Consider the following 21,370-nt stretch of genomic DNA (forward strand, 5'->3'; position numbering starts at 1 on the left):
GCGGCAGGGCTCGATGAGGCCGCCCACGTGGCGCAGACCGCGGGTACCCTCTCCGCCGTCGGGCGTCGGTATTTCCGCACCACGGACGTGCGGCTGCGCGGGCTGCTGGCGCTGCTCCGGGAGGATCCCCGGGCCGTGTCCTTCGCAGCCGCCGAACTGCGCGGCGTGCTTGGGGAAGGAGCGGGGGAGGACCTGGCACTGCTGCAGCGGTACCTCGAGTGCGGCGGCAACAAGACGGAGCTGGCCCGCAGCGGCTACCTCAGCCGCCCCACGCTCTATGCGCGGCTGGAGAAGCTGGAGGCTCTGCTGGGGGTCTCCTTGGACGATCCCGAGTCCCGGACCTCGCTGCACGTTGCGATCCTGCTCCGCCAGCTGCAGTTACTTCCCGCGGCCGGGTAGCGGGGCGACGGCGCGAGTTTTGCCGCCGTGGCTGCGGAACCCTGTAGAGCGTGCAGAATGGACCTGTCTACACAGGAGGTCACCGTGCCAGCGGAGCGCCACGTGATAGAGATTGAGGCACTGCAGAAGTCCTTCGGAAAGTTCCGCGCCCTCAACGGCCTGGACCTGCAGGTCGAGAAGGGGCAGGTCTATGGGTTCCTCGGCCCCAATGGTGCAGGAAAGTCCACCACCATCCGGGTGCTCCTGGGCCTGTTGAAAGCTGATGCCGGCACGGTCCGTCTGCTGGGCGGCGATCCCTGGGCCGACGTCGTCGCGCTGCACCGCCGGCTCGCCTACGTGCCCGGCGAGGTGTCCCTCTGGCCGGGAATGAGCGGCGGGGAAGCCATCGATCTACTCGGCTCCCTGCGCGGCGGACTGGACGCGAAGCGCCGGGCCGAACTCCTGGAGCGCTTCGAACTCGATCCCAGCAAGCGCGGGCGGCAGTATTCCAAGGGCAACAAGCAGAAAGTCGCACTGGTGGCAGCGCTCGCAGCAGACGTTGAGCTGCTGATCCTCGATGAGCCGACCAGCGGCCTGGACCCGCTGATGGAGAACGTCTTCCAGGACGAGCTCATCAAGGCCAAGCAACGCGGAACCACGGTGCTGCTCAGCAGCCATGTCCTCGCGGAAGTCGAGAACCTGGCCGACCGCCTGAGCATTATCCGGGAGGGTGTCACTGTCCGCACCGGCACCCTGCAGGAGCTGCGGGGTACGGCCCGCACCACCGTGCATGCCACCCTGGAACGGGCTCCGGAAGCGGACGGGGTCCCGGGCCTGCACAATGTTCGCATTGACGGCCGGAACCTGACCGCAACCGTGGCGGCCGCCGATCTGGACCGTGCCATGGCAGTCCTCAGCAGCCTGGGACTGACCGCGCTGAGTGTGGAACCGCCGTCGCTCGAAACCCTGTTCCTGAGCCTGTACGAGGCAGAGTCGGGACCCGAACCGGCATGAGCAGCCAACTCACCGGCACCCCGGCCCTGCTGAAGGCCTCCGTCCGGTTCGACGGGCGGAATTTCCTGCCCTGGATCGTCATCGTGACGGCTCTCTCGGCATCCTCCGTCCTGGTGTATCCCCTGATCTTCCCCACGGAGCAGGAGCGCGCCGGGCTGGCCGCCGCCGTCGGCTCCAATCCGGCGCTGAGCATCATTTTTGGGCAGGCGAACAACCTCCTTACTGTTGATGGATTCAACGCGTGGCGCAGCCTGGCCCTGGGCGGCTTTATGGCTGCCCTCGCTGCCATTTTCGCTGTAACCCGCTCTACCCGGGGACAAGAGGATTCCGGGCAGGCCGAACTCCTCGCCTCCGGCGTGATGGGCCGCGGAACCCGGCTGATGTCAGGGGTTATCCTGGCGCTGTTCGGCACCGTGCTCGTAGGCCTTGTAGCGGCTGTGGTCACCGGCCTGTGCGGCGGATCGTGGGGAGCGTCGCTGCTGCTCGGAGCCACCTTCACGGCGAGCGGCTGGCTCTTCGCCGGTGTGGCGGCGGTGAGCGCCCAGCTCGCCGCCGAAGCGCACACCGCCAACAGCGTCGCCGTGAGTGCGCTCGGTGTGCTGTTCCTCCTCCGCGGTGTCCTGGAAGCGCTTGCGGCTCCGGAATGGACCGCCTGGATAAACCCCATGGGCTGGATCAGCCAGACCCGCCCCGCGGATACGAACACCTGGTGGCCGCTGCTCCTGGTGGTGGCCCTGATGCTCGTGCTCGTGGCCCTTGCCTTCGTGATCCAGTTCAACCGCGACTTTGGCCAGGGCGCCATTTCACCGAAACCCGGGCCGGGCACCGGCAGGCTGCGCGGACCGTGGTCGCTGGCCCTGCGCCTGAACCGCGCGACGGCGATCACCTGGGGCATCGCGTTCCTCGCCTTGGGGACGGTGTTCGGCTACCTGTCGACGTCGATCCAGGACCTGCTCGGCTCCAACCAGGGCGCCCAGTCGCTGCTGGCAGCCGGATCCACAACCACTGCCGAGATCACGAAATCCTTTCTCCGGACCATCCTGAGCCTGGTGGGCATTATCGCCGCCGTCGCCGGGGTCCAGGCGATGCTCAGGGTGCGTTCGGAGGAAATCTCAGACCGGGTGGAGCCGCTGCTGGCCACTCCGCTCGGCAGGTCCAGGTACTACGCCGCCAACGTTGTCCCCGCCCTGGCACTCTCGACCGTCCTGACGCTGATCGCAGGAACGGTGATCGCCGCCGTCTCCGCCGGGTCGGATTCCGGGGTGGTTTTTGGGGATGCCTTCCTGCAAGCTGCCCTCACCGTTCCGGCGGTGTGGACGGCAGCTGCGGTGGCGGTCTTTGTCATCGGTGTCCGGCCCAGGGTGAGCATCGCTGCGTGGGCCGGGGTGCTGATTTCCTTCGCGCTGACACTGCTGGGCCCCACCTTCCGCCTGCCGGACTGGGCCCTGGGTATCAGCCCGTTCTGGCACGTTCCCGCCGTTGGAACGGAGAGTCCCGACCTGAGTGGGCTGCTCTGGGTCACCTTGGTCACCGCGGTGCTGGTGCTGGCTGGGTTCGCCGGCTTCCGCCGGCGGGATATTGCCAGGTAAGGGACCCGCCAGGTAAGGGACCCGCCAGCTAATCGTCCTGCCAGCTAGTCGTCCCGACCGCCCGCTAAATGAGTACCCGCGCGGAACCCTATCTGCCGGAAACCATGTCGGCGGCTTTGGCGATGGGCGACGTCGTTGCCCGGCCGGCATTCTCGGCCCGGTCGGCGGCGTAATACGCGGCGTACATGGTTTTCACGCCGAGCCAGCGCAGCGGCTCGGGTTCCCAGCGCCGGACCTTGCGGTTGACCCAGGGCATCCGGGTCAGTTCGCTGCCCGGTGCCAGGATGAGGTCGCGGAGGGTACGCGCGGCCAGGTTCGTGGCTGCGACGCCGGTGCCCACATAACCGCCGGCCCAGCCCAGGCCGGTCTGCGGGTCCAGGCCCACGGTGGCTTTCCAGTCCCGGGGGACACCCAGGACACCGGCCCAGGCGTGTTCAATCCGGGCGTCCGATGCCGCCGGGAACATGTCCTTCAGCAGGTTAGTGAGGTTGGTGATCGTCTCGGGCTGCGTTGCGCCGTCGCTGTCCGTGCGGGAGCCAAAACGGTAGGGGACTCCGCGGCCGCCAAGCGCGATCCGGCCATCGGAGGTGCGCTGGGCGTACATGTAGGCGTGCGCCAGATCAGACACGGTGTCCATGGAGTTCCAGCCGATTTCGTCCCACACCGCCGCCGGCAGGGGCTCGGTGGCGATCATCGAGGAGTTCATCGGCAGCCACTCGCGGTGCAGCCCGCGCAGGTTGGCGGTGAAGCCCTCAGTCGCGCGGAGGATGTACTTGGCGCTGACGGTCCCGTGCGGGGTCACCGCCTGTCCAGGATGGATCTCCGTCACCGGAGTGTCTTCGTAAATGGGTACGCCCAGGGATTCGACGGCGTCTGCGAGCCCACGCACCAGCCTGGCGGGATGGATGCGGGCGCAGTGCGGCTGGTGGATGCTGCCCAGCGCGCCGGCGATGTTCAGCCGCTCGGCCGTTTCACCGGCGTCGAGCAGGCGGGCGCCGGCCTCCGGCCACTGCGACTCCTCGATGGCCAGGGCCTTCAGGCGTCCCAGCTGGGCCTCGTTCCGGGCCACGTTCAGCTCGCCGCCCTTGACGATGCCGGCGTCGATCCCTTCGGCTCCGGCAGCCCGGATCACTTCGTCAACGGTTTCATTGAGCAGTTCCTGGAACCGCCCCACCACGGCGCGGCCGTGCGACTTAACGTACTGCCCGCGTCCACCGCTGATGCTGTTGGTCAGCCAGCCGCCGTTGCGGCCGCTGGCACCAAAACCGGCGAAACGGGATTCCAGGACCACCACGGACAGGTCCGGGCGGGCTTTTTTCAGGTAATAGGCGCTCCACAGCCCCGTGTAGCCGGCACCGACGATGGCGATGTCCGCGCGCAGGTCTCCGCCCAGGTGCGGACGCGGATCCGGGAGGCCGGTTTCCGCGTACCAGAAGGAGACATTGCCGTTCACGGGAGCTGTGGAGATACCCATATCAGAGGTGGTTCAGACCTTCTGTGAGCACTGTCCGCAGGATGGATTCGATCTGGTCGAACTCCGGCTGGCCAATGGTCAGCGGCGGGGCCAGCTGGATGACGGGGTCTCCGCGGTCGTCGGCACGGCAGTAGAGGCCGGCGTCGTACAGTGCTGTGGAGATGTAGCCGCGCAGCAGCCGCTCGGACTCTTCATCGGAGAAGGTTTCCTTGGTGGCCTTGTCCTTGACCAGCTCGATCCCGTAGAAGTAGCCCTCGCCGCGCACGTCACCGACGATCGGCAGATCCTTCAGCCGCTCCAGCGTGGCGCGGAAGGCCGGGGCGTTCGTCTTGACGCGGTTGTTGAGGTCCTCTGCGTCGAAGACGTCCAGGTTCGCCATGGCGACGGCGGCGGCGACGGGGTGCCCGCCGAACGTGTAGCCGTGGTAGAAGGTGGTGTCGCCCTTGGTGAACGGCTCGAACAGGCGGTCGGAGGCGATCATCGCGCCGAGCGGTGCATAGCCGCTGGTGATGCCCTTGGCGCAGGTGATGATGTCCGGAACATAGTCGAAGTCGGTCGAGGCGAACATGGAACCGATCCGGCCGAAGGCGCAGATGGTTTCGTCGGAGACCAGCAGGACGTCGTACTGGTCGCAGATCTCCCGGACGCGCTTGAAATAGCCGGGGGGCGGCGGGAAGCAGCCGCCGGAGTTCTGCACAGGCTCCAGGAAGACGGCGGCAACGGTGTCGGGGCCCTCAAATTCGATGGCTTCGCCGATGCGGTCGGCCGCCCAGCGGCCGAAGGCCTCCGGGTCTTCCAGGCCGGCGGGGGCACGGTACTGGTTGGTGTTCGGCACCCGGAACGCGCCGGGGACAAGCGGCTCGAACGGAGCCTTCATGTCCGGAATACCGGTGATGGACAGGGCGCCCTGCGGGGTGCCGTGGTAAGCGACGGCTCGGGAAATCACCTTGTGTTTGGTGGGCTTGCCCGTCAGCTTGAAGAACTGCTTGGCCAGCTTCCAGGCGGATTCGACGGCGTCGCCGCCGCCGGAGGTGAAGAAGACCCGGTTCAGGTCACCCGGAGCTCCGGCCGCCAGCCGCTCGGCGAGGTCGATGGCCGGGGGATGGGCATAGGACCACAGCGGCATAAAGCTAAGCTCGCGGGACTGGCGGGCAGCGGCCTCTGCCAGTTCTTCGCGGCCGTGGCCCACCTGGACGGTAAACAGCCCGGCCAGGCCGTCGATCAGCTCGTGCCCCCGGTCGTCGTAGATCAGGTGTCCCTTGCCGCGCGTGATGATGGGAACGTGTCCGCCGGATACCGGTCCCGAGTGGCGGGCCATGTGCATCCACAGGTGGTCGCGGGCCGCCTGCTGGCGGTCCGTGCCGCGCGGCGTGGTTGAGGAGGTGGAAGGCTGGACAGTGGTTTCAGTCATCTGGTGCCCCAGTTGTAGGCCTGCTTGCGCAGGGAGAGATACATAAAGGTTTCGGTGCTTGAAACGCCGGAAATACTGCGGATGTTGTTCACCAGCAGCAACAGGTCCCGGTCGCTTTCGCACACCACTTCGGCCAGCAGATCAAACGATCCGGCCGTGACGACGCAGTAGGCAACCTGGTCGATGGCTGACACGAGGTCGGCCACCGCCAGAACGTCCCCATGGGCCTTGATGCCCAGCATCGCCTGCCGTGGGAACCCCAGCTGCAGGGGATCCGTCACGGCCACTATCTGCATCACGCCGCTCTCGCTCAGTTTCTGGACCCGTTGCCGTACAGCCGCTTCGGAGAGGCCAACGGCCTTGCCGATCGCGGCGTAGGAACGGCGTCCGTCTGCTTGGAGCTGCTCGATGATCGCCTTGGAGATGTCGTCGACGAAATGGCTTCCAGCTGCGGATTCCATGGTCTTCTCCACCTCCAGGTGCGGATTCACGAGCTCGCGACGTGCGATTGCTAGCAATTGAATCTGTTATTTCATTCGAAATCAAGGCTTCAGGAAACTGATAACGCGGTTATAGCTGCATATTTTTTTGGAAACCGTGGTGTAACCAAAGTTTTACAACGAAATGCTTGTAGACCCTGAAATTCGTCTGGCACTATCGATCAACAACCCGTCCGCAGTGCAGTCGTGCCACCTAGGAGTCACTATGTCGAAGCGCCCCGTGAGCGATCCGATGCTCAGGAGCATCATCAACGCCCAGCTATCGCGCCGCAACCTGCTGCTGGGCGCCGGCGGCCTCTCGGTGGCCGGCATGCTCGCCGCCTGCGGGACCGGGGGAGGGACCAGCAACGAGTCGTCGAAGCCCAGCCCGGCGGCCGATCTTTCCGACACCGAGAAGACCGTCAACTGGGCGAACTGGACGCTGTACCTGGACTACGACGACTCCACGCAGAAGTACCCGTCACTGGAAGCCTTCAGCGCAGCTTCCGGCATCAAGGCGAACTATTCCGAGGACGTGGACGGCAACGACACCTACTTCGGCAAGGTCCAGGGACAGCTTGCCGCCGGCCAGGACATCGGCCAGGACATCGTGACCCTGACGGACTGGATGGCCGCGCGGATGATCCGCCTGGGCTACACCCAGGAACTGGACCTGGCGAACATTCCCAACTCCAAGAACCTTCTCTCCAGCCTGCAGGACGTTGACTTTGACCCGGGACGCAAGCATTCCCTGACCTGGCAGTCCGGATTCGCCGGGATCGTCTGGAACAAGGAAGCCTTCCCCAAGGGGCTGAAGAACGTTTCCGATCTCTGGGCTCCGGAGCTGAAGGGCCGGGTGGAGGTCCTGGACGAGATGCGGGACACCATGGGCCTGCTGATGCTGGAAAACGGCGTGGATATCACCGGCGATTGGGGCGAGGACGAGTTCGAGAACGCACTGGACGTCCTCTCCAAGCAGATCTCAGACGGGCAGATCCGCCAGGTGAAGGGCAACTCCTACAAGGAGGACCTCATCTCGGGCGACGCCCTGGCCGTCATCGGCTGGTCCGGCGACATCACCCAGCTGAACTTCGAGGAAGGCGACAAGTGGGAGTTCGCCATCCCCGAGGCCGGCGGGACCCTGTGGTCGGACAACCTGCTGGTTCCGATCGGTGCCACCCACAAGGCCAACGCCGAACAGCTGATGGACTACTACTTCGATCCGGTCAATGCAGCCACCGTGGCAGCGTACGTCAACTTCATCTGCCCGGTGCAGGGGGCACGCGAAGCCATGGAGGCCATCGACCCCAAGCTGGTCGAAAATCCGCTGATTTTCCCGTCGGATGAGTTCCTGGCCGGCGCCCACGTTGTGCGGACGCTGACCGCCGACGAAGAGACCGACTACAGCGACCGGTTCCAGACAGCGATCGGCAGCTAGGGCAAATGAGTACAACAGAAATTTCCCGCGGCACGGGCGCCGCCGCCGAGGGGACCGGCGCGGATCTGGTGCTGTCCGGGGTCACCAAGCGCTTCGGCGACTTCACCGCCGTCGACAACCTCGACCTGGTCATCCCGTCCGGTTCCTTCTTCGCCCTGCTTGGCCCCTCCGGCTGCGGAAAAACAACCACCCTCCGGATGGTTGCCGGCCTGGAACAGCCAACAGCCGGCAGCATCAGCATCGGCGGCAAGGACATTACGGGAACCAGCCCGTACCAGCGCCCGGTCAACACCGTCTTCCAGAACTACGCGCTCTTCCCGCACATGAGCGTGCTGGACAACGTGGCGTTCGGACTTAAACGGCGCAGGATCCGCGACGCCGAGGCGCAGGCTAAAACGGCGCTGGAACTCGTGGAACTGAGCCACCTGGCGGCCCGCCGTCCGGCCCAGCTCTCCGGCGGCCAGCAGCAGCGCGTGGCACTGGCCCGGGCAGTGGTGAACCGGCCGGCCGTGCTGCTGCTCGATGAGCCGCTCGGTGCCCTGGATATGAAGCTGCGCCGCCAGATGCAGGTGGAACTCAAGAAGATCCAGACGGAAGTCGGACTTACCTTTGTCCACGTCACGCACGACCAGGAAGAGGCCATGACCATGGCCGACACCGTGGCCGTGATGAACCACGGCCACGTTGAGCAGATGGGCCCGCCGCAGGAACTGTACGACCTTCCGCGAACAGCCTTCGTCGCGAACTTCCTGGGCAAATCCAATCTCATGCCGGCCACGGTGACCGGTGACGCTGGGGAGTTCCTGCACCTGGACGTTGCGGGCAACGCGCTGACCCTGCTGAAGAACCGCGCCACGGACCACTCCGGCAAGATCCTGGTGGGCATCCGTCCCGAGAAACTGCGGATGGCAGCGGACCTGGACGCCGAGGGACAGGACGCCATCCGGGGCGTGGTGCTTGACGCGTCGTTCACCGGCGCCAGCACGGAATACCTCGTGGAGGCCGAAGGCATCGGCACCGTGGGAGTCTTCGCGCAGAATCACGGCGGCGCCCTGTTCCACGACGGCGACCGGGTCCGCCTGGCCTGGGATCCCACCCACGCCTTCGGCCTGAGCGGAAGCGAGGACCGCGAGGCCGGAGCGGGAGAGGGCGGCCTCTGATGGCGCTGCTGGCCGCGGGCAAAGCCGGAAGTTCCACCACAGGTACCGGCGCCGGCCCCAGTGCTGCCGAAGAAGAAGCGGGCAAGCGCCGCGGACGGGTCGGTTACCTGCTGATCCTCCCCGGATTTATTTTCCTGCTCCTGTTCTTCGCCCTGCCGGTGGTTTCCCTGCTGGCGACCTCCCTGTACGTCAAACCGGAAGGGGCCGACGTCGGGCAGTTTGTTCCTGCCTTGGAGTTCGGCAACTATCTGGTGGTCCTGCAGGATTACTGGCCGGCGATTCTGCGCTCCTTTGGGTTTGCGCTGATCGCGACCGTGGCCGCCCTGGTGATCGGCTACCCGATGGCTTACCTGGTGGCCGTGCGGCTCCGGGACCGCAAGCTGCTCAAGGGCATCCTGCTGGTGTTGATCATCGCGCCGTTCTTCACCAGCTTCATCCTGCGCACCCAGGCGTGGAAGCAGATCCTCGCCGATGAGGGGCCGGTGGTCTCCGTGCTCCGCGCGCTCGCATTGCTGCCCGACGACGGCCGGCTCACCGCCACGGCATTCGCCGTGATCTGCGGCCTGACGTACAACTTCCTGCCGTTTATGACGCTGCCGATCTACGCCAACCTGGAACGGCTGGATACCCGGCTGATCGAGGCCGGCGGGGACCTGTACGCGAACGGCTTCACCACGTTCCGGAAGATCACCTTTCCGCTCTCCCTACCGGGCGTGATGGCCGGAACCCTGCTGACCTTCATCCCCGCGACCGGTGACTATGTGAACGCTGCCCTGCTGGGTAATAACCAGAACACCACCATGATCGGCCAGGTCATCGACTCCCGCTTCTTCCGGGTCGTGGACTACCCGGGCGCCTCTGCCCTGTCCTTCCTGCTGATGCTGGCGATCCTGTTCCTGGTGATCCTGTACGTCCGGCGTTTCGGCACCAAAGAACTGATGTAAGGGACAGATGATGATGAAACAGGCAAGTCGATGAAACAGAAACTAGGCCGCTGGCTGGTGCCGGTGTTCGGAGGGCTGGCCTTCCTTTTCCTGCTGGTTCCAATTGCCTACGTGTTCGCGTTCTCCTTTAACGACGCCGGCCGCACCAACCTCACCTGGCGCGGCTTCACGCTGGAGAACTGGAAGAACCCCTGCGGCGCTCCGGACGTCTGCCAGGCGCTGGGCAACAGCCTCCAGATCGGATTCACCGCCACGATCCTCGCCACGACACTGGGTACGGCGATCGCCATCGGCCTGGTCCGCTACCGGTTCAGGTTCAATGCGACGGCGAACATGCTGATCTTCCTGCCGCTGGCCACCCCGGAAGTGGTCCTGGGCGCATCCCTGCTGGCGCAGTTCCTGAACCTGGGCGCCGAGCTTGGAATGGGTACCGTGATCATTGCCCACACCATGTTCTGCATCTCGTTTGTGGTCGTGACAGTCAAAGCCCGGGTTGCCAGCCTGGACCCGAAACTGGAGGAAGCGGCCGGAGACCTGTATGCCTCCCCGGCACAGGCCTTCTGGCGGGTCACCTTCCCGCTGCTGCTGCCCGGCATCGTGGCAGCCGCCCTGCTTGCCTTCGCGATGAGCTTCGACGACTTCATCATCACTAACTTCAACTCAGGCAACGTGGATACCTTCCCCAAGTTCATCTACGTCGCCGCAACCCGGGGCATCCCGGCGCAGGCCAACGTGATCGGCTCAGCCATGTTCATTGTGGCGCTGCTCGTGGTGATCGGCGGCCAGGTTCTCTCACACCGGCGGGCGAAAATGCTCGCAGCACGCTGACCTCCCGGTAGGGTGGCCGCCGGGCACGTTGACCTGCACCCCAGGCTCGCTGCGCCGGCGACTGACCGAGGGCTATCCGGACCCGGCAAGCAGTTCCCGAAGGCGCCGCGCGTTATGCACCGCGGCGCCTTCGCCGTCGTTATTGAAATACACATAAACGTCCCTCCCGGCTACCTGCCATTCCCGGATCCGGTCCGCCCACCACCGCAGGTCAGGCTCGGAATAGGACCCGGCATAGAGGGTGTCCTGGTCCGGTCCGTGCAGCCGGACGTAGACGAAGTCGGCCGTGGCTTCGAGGAGGCAGGGCAGCTGGGCGCCGCTCATCACGCAGTAGGCCGCGTTGTGCTCCGCGAGCAGGCGGAAGACCTCCGGGACATTCCAGCCGTCATGCCGGAATTCGACCGAAACCCGGAGACCGTCCGGAAGGGCCGTGAGTACCGCCGCGAGCCGGGCGTCGTCGCGCACCAGATCCGGTGGAAGCTGAAGGAGCAGCACGCCGGCACGGGTTCCGAGTTCCTGCCAGCAGCGGGAAATCCGCGCGATCCAGACGGCGGGGTCACGCAGTTTCCGGGCATGTGTCAGGCCGCGGGGCGCCTTGACGGAAAACTCGAAGCCTTCCGGCAGCCGGGTCCGGTACCGGGCAAACGCCTCTTCCCTAGGCCAGCGGTAGAAGCTGCCGTTGAACTCCACGGTGTCGAAGTGAGCGGCGTAGTATTCCAGCCATTTGGCAGCCGGTACGCCCGGAGGATAGAACTCACCGCGCCAGTGGTTGTAGGTCCAGCCGGAGGTTCCGACCCGAATCCTGTTCATCCTGCCCAACGTACGCCTCCGGGCGGAAAACCGGCGGATCCTAAGTGCCCGCCACTGCGTGCGGACGCACACTTAAAGGGACCGCCGCAATTCCTGAAGGAAGGGCACACCATGGCACAGCCAGCAGAACGCGGGTCCGGCCGGGGAACGTACCTGCACATGGTCCGGGACTTCGCTGCCGAACCCGCAGTGGTCTATGACGCCTGGGCGGACCTGGCCCACGCCAGTGACTGGTGGGGCCCGGAAGGATTCACCGTCCCGGCAGACCGGGTCAGTGTTGATGACCGGGAAGGCGGGATCTACGAGGCCTGCATGATCAACACCGGCACCGGGGAGGAACTGTGGTGGGGCGGCACACTCGAACGGCTCGACCCGCCGGACCACCTCTCCATGACCCAGCAGTGGAAGGAACCCGACGGTACCCCGGCCAGCAACCTCACCCTGATCACGGTGGATCTGGAGCCGCACGACGGCGGGACACAGATGACTTTCCGGCAGGGGCCTTTCCCGGGAACCGAGGACAGGGACGGCCATGAGATCGGCTGGAACCAGTCCTTCAACCGGCTGTCCAAATTCCTGGCTCGCCACGAATAACCCGTCCCCGGGGCAGTACCCGGACTCCGTTGAAATAACCCGGGCCCGTTTGAGGTTGCACCCTATGCCTGGCTAAAGGAACGGCTTTTCAGCCGAACCTGACGCACGGGCGGAACCAGACGCACACTCGAAAGGCCAGCATTCCATGCCGTACCCGCTCTCCATCCTCGACTTCGCAGCCATAGAAGAGGGCGGAACCGCTGCAGAGTCCTTCCGCGACAGCCTTGCCCTGGCGCAGCATGCCGAAAAGCTGGGCTACCGCCGAATCTGGTACGCCGAGCACCACAACATGCCGACCATCGCATCATCGGCCACCAGCGTGCTCATTTCGTATATCGGTGCCAACACGTCTTCCATCCGCCTCGGCGCCGGCGGCATTATGCTGCCCAACCATGCCCCGTTGACCATCGCGGAGCAGTTCGGCACCCTGGAATCCCTCTACCCCGGACGCATCGACCTGGGCCTGGGACGGGCACCCGGCAGCGATCAGAAGACCATGCACGCACTGCGGCGCGATCCAATGTCCGCCGACACCTTTCCCCGCGATGTCCAGGAACTGCAGGGCTACCTGACCGGCAACAGCCTGATCCCGGGCATCGACGCGATCCCCGGGAAGGGCACCAACGTGCCGCTCTACATCCTGGGCTCCTCCCTGTTCGGGGCACGCCTGGCAGCCGCCCTTGGCCTGCCGTACTCCTTCGCCTCGCACTTCGCCCCGCAGGCACTGCAGGACGCCGTCGCCTTGTACCGCCGCGAATTCCAGCCCTCCGAGCAGCTGGCCGAGCCCTACGTCATCGCCGGCGTCAACGTGCTGGCCGCGGACACGTCCGAACAGGCCCAGGAGATCTTCCTGCAGTCCCAGCGTCGCCGGGTCACCCAGCTGCTGGGCAAGGACCGGACGTACACGGACGAAGAAGCGGACCTGGTGCTCGATTCCCCTGCGGGCCAGCACGTGAAGATGATGGGCCACTATTCCGGCGTGGGAACCCCCGTGCAGGTGCGGGAGTACCTGGACTGGTTTGCTGAGCATGCCCAGGCTGACGAACTGATTGTCGCCACGCACGCGGCCACCCTCGAGCAGCGGCTGCATTCCTTCACGCTCCTGGCAGAGGCGATACAGCCCGCCGGGGCGTAACCGCTGCCTGGGGCGTAACCGCCACCGGGCGTGGCTGGTCCGTATGCCAGAATCGAATCCATGAACAAGTCTGCCCATGTCATCCGCGTGAATGTACCAATGCGTTGGTCAGACATGGACGCCTACGGCCACATCAACAATGTGGAAGTGCTGCGGATGCTTGAAGAAGCAAGGATTCTGGCGTTCGGGCCTCCCGGCGGGACGGGCGCTCCGGGCACGGAACCGCCGGTCGCCCTGTTCAATGCGGTGCCGGAGAACACCCAGTCACTGGTGTCCGAGCATCGGGTGAAGTACCTGGCGCCGCTGGAGTACCGCAACGTCCCTGCCGACGTCGACATCTGGATCAGCTCCCTCAAGGGAGCCAGCCTTGGAGTCTCCTACCTGGTCTCCGATCCGGTGACCGGCGTGCCCTGCGTTAAGGCGGAAACGACGCTGGCCTTCGTGGACGGTGTTTCCGGCCGCCTGCAACGCGTGAGCCCGGAACAGCGGGAGCTGGTCGGCCCCTTCTCCGGGGATTCCGTCTTCGCCTGATGAACCAGTGCCCGGAGTAGGCTCCGCGGGTTAATCTGGGCTAACGGGGGATCGCCACCCGTTAGGAGACTCACCGTGTGGAACAGCCTTGGCATTACTCCCATTGAGGCGCTCTGGGTCATCATCTCGGCCTTCGGTATCTACCTCGCTTTCTTTCTACTGGTCCGCGGCTTCGGGCAGCGGGCCCTGGCCAGCTGGTCAACGCTGGACAAGGCGATCGTCATTGCCCTGGGGTCTGTCCTGGGACGGGTGGTGCTTGGGTACACGCCCACCCTTACCGCCGGCGTCATCGCACTGGCAACCATGTTCGGCATGCTGCGGCTGGAGGGTTACCTGCGGCGGACAAAAGGCGGAGCGTACCTGGGCAGCAAACCGATCCTGCTGATGGCAGGCGAGAAGACCTTGGCCGACGGACTGAAACGGGCCCGGATCCAGGAGGACGACCTCTACCTCAAACTCCGCCAGGCCGGCATCCGGAGCTTCTCCGAAATCGCGCTGGTCATCCTGGAACCGACGGGGGATGTCAGTGTGCTTCGCCGCGGCCTTCCCATCGAGCGTGCCCTGCTGCGGACGATCCGGGACCGGGACCGGATTCCAGCGGAACTGCTGCGGCCGGAGTGACGTTCTGAAGGATCTCGGGGGCCCACCGGAGGCCAGTCCAGCGCGGTGGCGAGGGCGGGTGTAGCACTCTGGGGGAAAGTCGTGTATAGTCATTTTCAGTTGTTGTGTTGCGCATTTTGTATTTCAAGCGGCGAAACCCAGACGGGCTAGCCGCTTTTTCTGTAGAAGCGGTAAAAGGGACACCGCGACTGAAACCCCCCGAAAGTCGGGGTGTGGTTTCGAACAGAAAGAAGTATTAAAAATGGCTACAGGTACCGTGAAGTGGTTCAACTCCGAAAAGGGCTTCGGCTTCATTGAGCCGGACGACGGCAGCGCCGACGTCTTCGCTCACTACTCCGCTATCAACTCCAGCGGCTACAAGTCCCTCGAAGAGAACCAGAAGGTTTCCTTCGACACCGAGCAGGGCCCCAAGGGCCCGCAGGCCACGAACATCCAGGGCCTCTAATTTCAGAAGCCTAGACACCGCCGTAAAGGCAGGTATCTAAAAAGAAGAGCAGGACGGGCAACCGTCCTGCTCTTCTTGTTTAAGCACCCGCCTGTGAGGGACACGCTTCGCGAAGCCCTTTCGGAGACACCCCGCAGGGGCACCGCCCGGAGACACCCCCGCCGGGGCACCGCCCGGAGACACCCCGCCGGGGCGCCGATCGGAGCCCCCTGCCGGGGACCCTCCCGCGGGTTGTCCCCGGGGGAGGGCGAACGCCTAGTCCTGGACCCGTACCGCTGTCTCCCGCAGGTACTGCTCAACCCTCGTGTAGGCGTCCTGGGTCAGGGCCCGCCAGAACTGCAGGGCCAGTCGGGGTTCTTCCTCTTCCATCCGGGCGATCTCCTCGGCTGGGAGCCGCCACACCTGAACCGCGCCGTCGGCCTTGACCGTGGTTTCCTGGCGTTTGTCATCTCCGAGCGCCATTTCACCGAAGGTCATGCCCGCACCCAGCCGGTTCAGTTTCACGCGGTTTCCATCCGGTCCGGGCATCAGCGTCTGGACGTGGCCGGAGGCAATAAAGTACACGCCGCTGAACCGCTGGCCGATCCGGCGGATCACATCGCCGTCGTTATAGGAGAGCTCCTCCATCCGCTCGGCGAGGACCCTGGCCGTTTCCTGACCCAGCGGGGCGAGGGCAGGGGAATCCGCAGGATGGATCCGCTCCGGCTGGACCAGGTCCGCGCCGTAACGCTCAAGCAACGCGTCCTCGCACCATTCGACCGCGGAAGAGCGCGTGCTGAAGGAGGGGACAGGGTGCCCATTGGCCGCCAGCTCGGCCGAGACGGTGCCGGCCGAATCCACCAGAGCCAGCTGCTTCCCGTCCTCCGCCAGCATCGTGGCCGCTTCAGCGAACATCCGCAGGGCCACTCCGGAGACCTCGTCCACGCTGCGCAGGTCCAGGACCACCACTTCGACGTCGTCCTGGAGGGTAGCGAGCTCGCGGACCATCGTCTCGGCACCGGCGAAGAGCAGGTCTCCGTTGAGCTCGAGCACCCGGGCGCGGTGGGTATTTGCCCGGAGCAGGGCGGCGGCTTCCTCGCTTCGCCGGATACCCGAGGGCGTGGACCCGATGTCGTAGGCGGCGCGGAGCGCGGAACGGCCGGTCCGCCCGGCCCGCACGAAGTGCAGTTCCAGGTCGTGGGAAAGCCGTTGGCTGACGGCGACTCCTCGGACGCTGCTCCCATGGCGGTCCAGCGGCGGGGAGTAAACAGCAAGGCCAATCTGTCCGGGCAGTACGGCGATGGTTCCGCCGCCGACTCCGGATTTCGCGGGCATCCCGACGCTGCTCATCCAGGCCCCGGCGTCGTCGTACATGCCGCACGTCGCCATGACCGAGAGCACGCGCTCCACCGGAGCGATGTCCAGGACCTGTTCGTTGCTCAGCGGATTCCGGCCGCTGTTGGCGAGCGTCGCGGCCATCATTGCCAGGTCCAGCGCAGTCACCATAACGGAACACTGGCGGAAATAGTCCTCGATAACCGGCGTCGGATCCGATTCGATGATGTCGAAGCTGCGCAGCAGGTAGGCCAGCGCATGGTTGCGGTGCCCGTACTTCAGTTCGGACTGGTAAATGCGTTCGCTGACGGACAGCTGGCGGCCGGCGAAGGCCGAGTAAGTATTCAGGATCCGTTTGAACCGGGAGTTGCCCCCGGCGCCGCGAACAAGGGAGGTGGCGGTCAGGGCACCGGCATTGATCATGGCGTTGGCTGGTTTGCCGGTTCCTTCGGCGAGGGAGATCTCGTTGAAGGAGTCACCCGAAGGCTCGACGTCGACTTTGGCATCGACCTCGTCCATGCCGCGGTCCGACAGCGCCAGCCCATAGGTGAACGGCTTCGACACCGACTGGATGCTGAATTCTTCACGGGTGTCTCCCACCTCGTAGACGTAACCGTCTGCGGTGGCCAGGACGATCCCAAAATGGTCCGGATTGACATTCGCCATCGCGGGGATGGAACTGTAGGGTTTCCCGTCCTTGAGGTCGGAAATCTCGGCGTGGATGCGCTGCAGGTAGTGCTCGATGGGGGAGTCCATCCTCCCAGCCTAGGGGAGGCTGAAACGCCCGTGACGCTGCCATGGCGTCTGTGTATACTTGCCCCAGTTGTTGTGCTGGCGCTCTGTATTCAAGCGGCGAACCCGGATCCAGGGCTAAGCCGTTTTTTTGTCGAACGCGCGGTCGGCACCGCAGCTGGAAGCTCTCCGACGGTCGGGGATGTTTCGCATAAGAAGGATGATTAAAAATGGCAACAGGCACCGTGAAATGGTTTAACTCCGAAAAGGGCTTCGGCTTCATCGAGCCCGATGACGGCAGCGCCGATGTTTTCGCCCACTACTCCGCCATCAACGCGAGCGGCTACCGCTCCCTCGAAGAGAACCAGAAGGTTAGCTTCGATACCGAACAGGGGCCGAAGGGCCCCCAGGCGGTAAACATCCAGGTTGTCTAACTAAGACTTTCGGCCCTTTCACGGGCCAGCTGGACAAAGGTGCAGGACGGATTTCCGTCCTGCACCTGTTGTTTAAGGGTCCTGCACCTGTTGTTTAAGGACTGTGGCTGCCGACCACCGGCCCCGGCTGCCAGCCCCGGCTCCCACCTTGGCCCGGTGAACATGACCTCGACTGTAATGCAACACACAACAACCGCTAATGCGGCTATACTCCAAACAGCTTCAAGAACTGCGGCCGCCAAGCTCCGACTTGGCCGCATACCAACCCCACGCTCGTTGGGTGGTTCGGATGAAGAAGCGGCCTGCACTCGCCCCAGCGGCAACCGGTGCCAGGCAAGAGCACGCCGAAAGGACCGGCGCACGGCGCCGCACCCATGCACACCATTGCTTCCAGCACGTCTTCCCTTCAAGCCGTCAGCCTCCAGGAATATGAGGCCATGGTCAGTGCCCGGGAAGCGTTTGTCAGCTTCCTCCTGGGCGACCCGGCCACCGCAGCATGAGCGGTCCCGCCGGACTGCTTCTTGATACACCGGTGGTGGCCGAGGTCCGCGGCGCCTCACCGGACCCCGACGTCGTCAGCTTCCTGCGCAGCCGAAGCCATCTGCGCGTTTTTGTCTCTGCCGTGACAATCGGCGAGCTGGACTCACCGGAGAATCCGGCCGGCTGGCTTGACGAACTCATTCGGCGCTTCTCCGGGAACATCCTTCCGGTCGACCACCAGGTGGCCTTGCGCTGGCGGACCCTGCCGGAGGTGCCGCAGTCAGCTGAGACACCGCCCGGGGACACCCGGGGGGCCCTGCGTTCCCTGATTGCAGCAACCGCTATGGAGAACGGACTGGCAGTGATAACGCCGGAAACCGCGGCCTTTGCGGCCTATGGAGCCTATGCGGTCAGCCCCTTTCGACCATCCGGCGCCGCACAAGGCATGTGAGAGAATTCATTGTCCCGGGTGACCCCCAGCACAATGCCGCGCTGATTTCCCGGCCGCGGCCTCTCGCACGTTAGGAATCATTGGCCGATGGCTGAACACAACCCCCATGCGGGTGCCGCTCCACACTCCGAGCGCATAGACGACGACGGTGGCGCCCCCGCCAAATGGAAGATTGTTGGACCCGGGCTTGTGGTTGCAGCCACGGGCGTAGGCGCGGCAGACATGGTTGCGACCCTCGTGGCCGGTTCCCGCTACGGCTATGGACTGCTGTGGGCCGTTGTCCTCGGTGTCGTCCTGAAGATCATCCTGGTTGAAGGCGCCGGCCGCTTCACGCTGGCTACCGGAAAGACCATCTTCGAAGGCTGGCGATCCCTCGGACGCTGGACCACCTGGTACTTCGGTCCGTACATCATGATCTGGGGCTTCGTCTACGGCGCGACGGCGATGTCCTCCGCTGCCCTGCCGCTCGCCGCGGTGTTTCCGGTCCTCCCGCTATGGGCCTGGGCGATTCTTATGGGCCTGGCCGGCTTCGTGATGGTCTGGTTCGGCAAGTACGCCACGTTCGAGAAGATCACAGCCGTCCTGGTCGGCCTGATGTTCGTCACCGTCGTCGGCCTGGCGGTCATCGCCGTGCCGAACATTCCCGAGATGCTGACCGGGCTGGTTCCGATGATTCCCGAGGGCGGCGTCGTTTACACCCTGGCGCTGGCCGGCGGTGTCGGCGGAACCATCACGCTTGCCGCTTACGGCTACTGGCTGCGGGAAAAGGGCTGGTACACGCCCAAGTGGATGAAGGTCATGCGGATCGATAACTCCATGGCCTACGTGATGACCGGCATCTTCGTCGTCGCCATGCTGATCGTGGGTGCTGAGGTTGTCCGCACCGCCGGCATCTCGCTTAGCGCGGGCGACGAAGGCCTGCTGGATCTCTATGCCGTGCTTAAGGTGGAGTACGGAGACTTCGTCGGCACCGGGTTCCTCGTGGGCTTCTGGGCAGCTTCCTTCTCCTCGATCATCGGCGTCTGGAACGGAGTCTCCCTGATGTTCGCCGATTTCTGGGGCAACATGCGGGGCAAGGAATCCGGGCATAAGGACACCCGCATCGGCGGGAAGTACTTCAAGTTCTACGTCCTGTGGCTGACTTTCCCGCCGATGATCCTGTTCGCGCTGGGGCAGCCGATCGGGCTGATCCTGGCCTACGGCGTCCTCGGTTCGCTGTTCATGCCGTTCCTGGCGCTGACGCTCCTGGGCCTGCTCAACGGCAAGCGCATTCCGAAGGAATGGGCCAACCGCCTGCATACGAACATCGCCCTGGGCATCACCGCCCTGCTGTTTATCTTCCTGGGAATCCAGCAGGCCTGGAAGGCACTGGCACCGGTCTTTGGCGGCTAGGAGGGAGCGGACCTGACCTGCCCTGCCGGGGTCAAACCCGGCAGGGCAGTTTAGCGCATTAGATGCGCTTCCACGAGGGAAAAACCTAGTTCAGAAATAAGTACGGAGAGCCCATCCACGTGCTGCAAACCAGCCGCTACTGTTAAGTGGCGAGAGAAGGTTGCAGCATGGAAATCAGCGCAGCGGGTGGCCTGAATCGTCTGATTGCGGGCCGTTACCGACTCACCGAACCCATAGGCCACGGTGGCATGGCCACCGTCTATCGAGGACAGGACGAAGCCCTCGGCCGCGATATTGCGGTGAAGCTCTTCCGGGCGAGTGCTGTGGACCCCGACGACGTCGGGCGCCAGGACACAGAGATGCGTTTGCTGGCCTCCCTCGCCCACCCCGGACTGGTCACGCTTTTTGACGCAGGCAAGGACGACGCCGGCCGTGACGACGGCGCAGCTGGCGAGCCACGGGCCTTTTTGGTTATGGAGCTGGTTGACGGGCCGGACCTCCGCAAACGCCTGCGGGATAATCCCGTCCCCGCTGCCGACGTCGCCTACATCGGAGCGGAGTTGGCCGGAGCGCTGGCCTATATCCATGCCAGGGGAGTCGTCCACCGCGACGTGAAACCGGCCAACATTCTGTTGCCGCCAACCATCGCCGGGACCGCCCCGCGGGCGAAACTAACCGACTTCGGCATCGCCCGCATGATTGACGGTGCCCGCATCACAGCGACCGGCGCGACCCTTGGAACGGCTAACTATCTGAGCCCCGAACAGGCCTCGGGCAGTTCGGCACGGACTGCCTCGGACATCTATTCGCTGGGGCTCGTCCTGCTGGAGAGTGTGACCGGACGAATCGAGTTCGCAGGCAGTGCCGTGGAAGCCGCCGTCGCCCGCCTGAGCCGCGACCCCGAGATCCCACAGACGTTGGGACCGCAGTGGACGTCGCTGCTGGCCGCGATGACGGCACGCGATCCCGCCGACCGCCCCACCGCAGCGGAGGTTTCCGCCTCTCTGCTGGACTACCGCTGGGCGGGTGCGTCCGCTGCGATCCGGCCCCCGCGGAACCGGGACATGGGCGCGGACGGTCCGGACCCGGCCCGGGACGCGGCCGAATCAATCGTCTCCGGGGCAGTGCGCGGCACCGGAGAGATGGCTGTTTCCGCCGAGGACGCGTTTTTGGCTGGCATCGACCCTTTTGGGGAATCCGCGCAGCCCGAAGGCCCCGATGCGTCGCCCGCCGTTGTGGCCCCTGCCGTGCCGTCCCCCGGCGGTTCGGCGCCTGCCTCTTCGGTACCTGTTGGTTCGGCAGCGGCCAGCTCGGAACCCGCAGTGGAGCAGGCAGCGCGGGCCTACCTGGCGGGGGACGAGGGTCTCCGGCACCCGGACGTCCACACGCCTGCGGCGCCACCGACCCCTCCGTCGATCGGTCGGCTCCACGCGGTCGGCGCTGCGAACCTGCCAGGAACCAAGCGGAGAGTCACCGGCTCACGCAGCGCTGGCAATGCGACCGCAGGCATCCTGCGCCTGCCGCCTGGCCGCGCGATGATCGCCGGGCGTGCCCTGCTCGCGCTCCTGGCCATGACCGTCCTGACCATCGCCGTAATCCTGGCAGCGGGGCGGGTGGGCGCGGCTGACCCGGGCCGGTATCCGCCTATTCCCGGACAAATCAGCGGAACTACGCCGCCGCCCGAGGGCACGCCGTAGACACGTTTTGCATGGGACG

At 65.2% G+C, this 21,370-nt stretch carries 22 protein-coding genes and 1 riboswitch; of the genes, 17 read left to right on the forward strand and 5 right to left on the reverse strand.

Going from position 1 to position 21,370, the window contains the following annotated elements; all coding sequences use genetic code 11:
• From RTN46_RS08165 to RTN46_RS08175, 3 genes are all read left to right on the forward strand, one after another.
• On the forward strand, nucleotides 1-399 hold a 399-nt coding region (locus RTN46_RS08165; protein ID WP_312180458.1), incomplete at its 5' end, for a helix-turn-helix domain-containing protein.
• Between the two features lie 57 nt (nucleotides 400-456).
• Nucleotides 457-1,392: an ABC transporter ATP-binding protein gene (locus RTN46_RS08170; RefSeq protein ID WP_312180459.1), complete on the forward strand. Its 936-nt coding sequence runs from the start codon at nucleotides 457-459 to the stop codon at nucleotides 1,390-1,392.
• Nucleotides 1,389-2,981 carry a multidrug ABC transporter permease gene (locus RTN46_RS08175; protein WP_312180460.1) on the forward strand — a complete coding sequence of 531 codons (1,593 nt, stop codon included), beginning with the start codon at nucleotides 1,389-1,391 and terminating at the stop codon, nucleotides 2,979-2,981. The genes RTN46_RS08170 and RTN46_RS08175 overlap by 4 nt, the downstream gene beginning before the upstream one ends.
• 88 nt (nucleotides 2,982-3,069) lie before the next feature.
• Here RTN46_RS08175 and RTN46_RS08180 read toward each other — a convergent pair whose 3' ends face one another.
• The 3 genes from RTN46_RS08180 to RTN46_RS08190 are packed head-to-tail and all read right to left on the reverse strand — an operon-like array spanning nucleotide 3,070 to nucleotide 6,327.
• Nucleotides 3,070-4,455: an FAD-dependent oxidoreductase gene (locus RTN46_RS08180; RefSeq protein WP_312180461.1), complete on the reverse strand. Its 1,386-nt coding sequence runs from the start codon at nucleotides 4,453-4,455 to the stop codon at nucleotides 3,070-3,072.
• A gap of 1 nt (nucleotide 4,456) precedes the next feature.
• Nucleotides 4,457-5,866, reverse strand: a complete 1,410-nt coding sequence (locus tag RTN46_RS08185; RefSeq protein ID WP_312180462.1) for an aspartate aminotransferase family protein — start codon at nucleotides 5,864-5,866, stop codon at nucleotides 4,457-4,459.
• Complete coding sequence (locus RTN46_RS08190; protein ID WP_312180504.1) at nucleotides 5,863-6,327, reverse strand: Lrp/AsnC family transcriptional regulator; 465 nt, start codon at nucleotides 6,325-6,327, stop codon at nucleotides 5,863-5,865. The genes RTN46_RS08185 and RTN46_RS08190 overlap by 4 nt, the downstream gene beginning before the upstream one ends.
• Before the next feature lie 244 nt (nucleotides 6,328-6,571).
• On the opposite strand from RTN46_RS08190, the gene RTN46_RS08195 reads away from it, so the two are divergent.
• The 4 genes from RTN46_RS08195 to RTN46_RS08210 are packed head-to-tail and all read left to right on the forward strand — an operon-like array spanning nucleotide 6,572 to nucleotide 10,715.
• Nucleotides 6,572-7,783, forward strand: a complete 1,212-nt coding sequence (locus RTN46_RS08195; RefSeq protein WP_312180463.1) for a spermidine/putrescine ABC transporter substrate-binding protein — start codon at nucleotides 6,572-6,574, stop codon at nucleotides 7,781-7,783.
• A gap of 5 nt (nucleotides 7,784-7,788) precedes the next feature.
• On the forward strand, nucleotides 7,789-8,943 hold the full coding sequence (locus RTN46_RS08200) for an ABC transporter ATP-binding protein (protein WP_312180464.1): 1,155 nt from the start codon (nucleotides 7,789-7,791) through the stop codon (nucleotides 8,941-8,943).
• The gene (locus RTN46_RS08205) at nucleotides 8,943-9,887 is read left to right on the forward strand and encodes an ABC transporter permease (protein ID WP_312180466.1); all 945 of its coding nucleotides are present in this window, start codon (nucleotides 8,943-8,945) and stop codon (nucleotides 9,885-9,887) included. The genes RTN46_RS08200 and RTN46_RS08205 overlap by 1 nt, the downstream gene beginning before the upstream one ends.
• Nucleotides 9,888-9,917: 30 nt before the next feature.
• Nucleotides 9,918-10,715 (forward strand): ABC transporter permease, encoded by a 798-nt coding sequence (locus RTN46_RS08210; protein WP_312180468.1) that lies wholly within the window; start codon nucleotides 9,918-9,920, stop codon nucleotides 10,713-10,715.
• Nucleotides 10,716-10,787: 72 nt separating this feature from the next.
• On the opposite strand, the gene RTN46_RS08215 is transcribed toward RTN46_RS08210, so the two are convergent.
• Nucleotides 10,788-11,525, reverse strand: a complete 738-nt coding sequence (locus tag RTN46_RS08215) for a DUF72 domain-containing protein (protein ID WP_312180469.1) — start codon at nucleotides 11,523-11,525, stop codon at nucleotides 10,788-10,790.
• 111 nt (nucleotides 11,526-11,636) lie between these two features.
• Between RTN46_RS08215 and RTN46_RS08220 the strand changes: the two genes are divergently transcribed.
• The 5 genes from RTN46_RS08220 to RTN46_RS08240 all read left to right on the forward strand — a co-directional run bounded on the left by RTN46_RS08220 (nucleotide 11,637) and on the right by RTN46_RS08240 (nucleotide 14,851).
• Nucleotides 11,637-12,119 carry an SRPBCC domain-containing protein gene (locus RTN46_RS08220; protein ID WP_312180470.1) on the forward strand — a complete coding sequence of 161 codons (483 nt, stop codon included), beginning with the start codon at nucleotides 11,637-11,639 and terminating at the stop codon, nucleotides 12,117-12,119.
• A 145-nt stretch (nucleotides 12,120-12,264) separates the two neighbouring features.
• Entirely contained in the window at nucleotides 12,265-13,254 is a 990-nt protein-coding gene (locus tag RTN46_RS08225; protein WP_312180472.1) for an LLM class flavin-dependent oxidoreductase, read from the forward strand.
• Nucleotides 13,255-13,314: 60 nt separating this feature from the next.
• Entirely contained in the window at nucleotides 13,315-13,785 is a 471-nt protein-coding gene (locus RTN46_RS08230) for a thioesterase family protein (protein ID WP_312180473.1), read from the forward strand.
• 75 nt (nucleotides 13,786-13,860) lie between these two features.
• Nucleotides 13,861-14,406: a YetF domain-containing protein gene (locus RTN46_RS08235; RefSeq protein WP_312180474.1), complete on the forward strand. Its 546-nt coding sequence runs from the start codon at nucleotides 13,861-13,863 to the stop codon at nucleotides 14,404-14,406.
• A gap of 241 nt (nucleotides 14,407-14,647) precedes the next feature.
• A complete protein-coding gene (locus RTN46_RS08240; RefSeq protein ID WP_055240158.1) occupies nucleotides 14,648-14,851 on the forward strand; it encodes a cold-shock protein in 204 nt (67 codons plus the stop codon).
• 255 nt (nucleotides 14,852-15,106) lie between these two features.
• On the opposite strand, the gene glsA is transcribed toward RTN46_RS08240, so the two are convergent.
• The gene (gene glsA, locus RTN46_RS08245) at nucleotides 15,107-16,921 is read right to left on the reverse strand and encodes a glutaminase A (protein WP_312180478.1); all 1,815 of its coding nucleotides are present in this window, start codon (nucleotides 16,919-16,921) and stop codon (nucleotides 15,107-15,109) included.
• A gap of 206 nt (nucleotides 16,922-17,127) precedes the next feature.
• Between glsA and RTN46_RS08250 the strand changes: the two genes are divergently transcribed.
• The 5 genes from RTN46_RS08250 (at nucleotide 17,128) to RTN46_RS08270 (ending at nucleotide 21,351) form a co-directional block, all read left to right on the forward strand.
• Entirely contained in the window at nucleotides 17,128-17,331 is a 204-nt protein-coding gene (locus tag RTN46_RS08250) for a cold-shock protein (RefSeq protein ID WP_312180480.1), read from the forward strand.
• A 220-nt stretch (nucleotides 17,332-17,551) separates the two neighbouring features.
• Nucleotides 17,552-17,677, forward strand: a riboswitch (SAM riboswitch).
• A 28-nt stretch (nucleotides 17,678-17,705) separates the two neighbouring features.
• Nucleotides 17,706-17,831, forward strand: a complete 126-nt coding sequence (locus RTN46_RS08255; protein ID WP_312180482.1) for a hypothetical protein — start codon at nucleotides 17,706-17,708, stop codon at nucleotides 17,829-17,831.
• Entirely contained in the window at nucleotides 17,828-18,262 is a 435-nt protein-coding gene (locus tag RTN46_RS08260) for a PIN domain-containing protein (RefSeq protein WP_312180484.1), read from the forward strand. The genes RTN46_RS08255 and RTN46_RS08260 overlap by 4 nt, the downstream gene beginning before the upstream one ends.
• Nucleotides 18,263-18,349: 87 nt before the next feature.
• Nucleotides 18,350-19,654: an Nramp family divalent metal transporter gene (locus RTN46_RS08265; protein WP_312180486.1), complete on the forward strand. Its 1,305-nt coding sequence runs from the start codon at nucleotides 18,350-18,352 to the stop codon at nucleotides 19,652-19,654.
• Nucleotides 19,655-19,821: 167 nt separating this feature from the next.
• Nucleotides 19,822-21,351: a protein kinase domain-containing protein gene (locus RTN46_RS08270; protein WP_312180488.1), complete on the forward strand. Its 1,530-nt coding sequence runs from the start codon at nucleotides 19,822-19,824 to the stop codon at nucleotides 21,349-21,351.
• Nucleotides 21,352-21,370: the final 19 nt, after the last annotated feature.

Source organism: Arthrobacter sp. (assembly GCF_031988865.1).
Classification (GTDB): domain Bacteria; phylum Actinomycetota; class Actinomycetes; order Actinomycetales; family Micrococcaceae; genus Arthrobacter_B.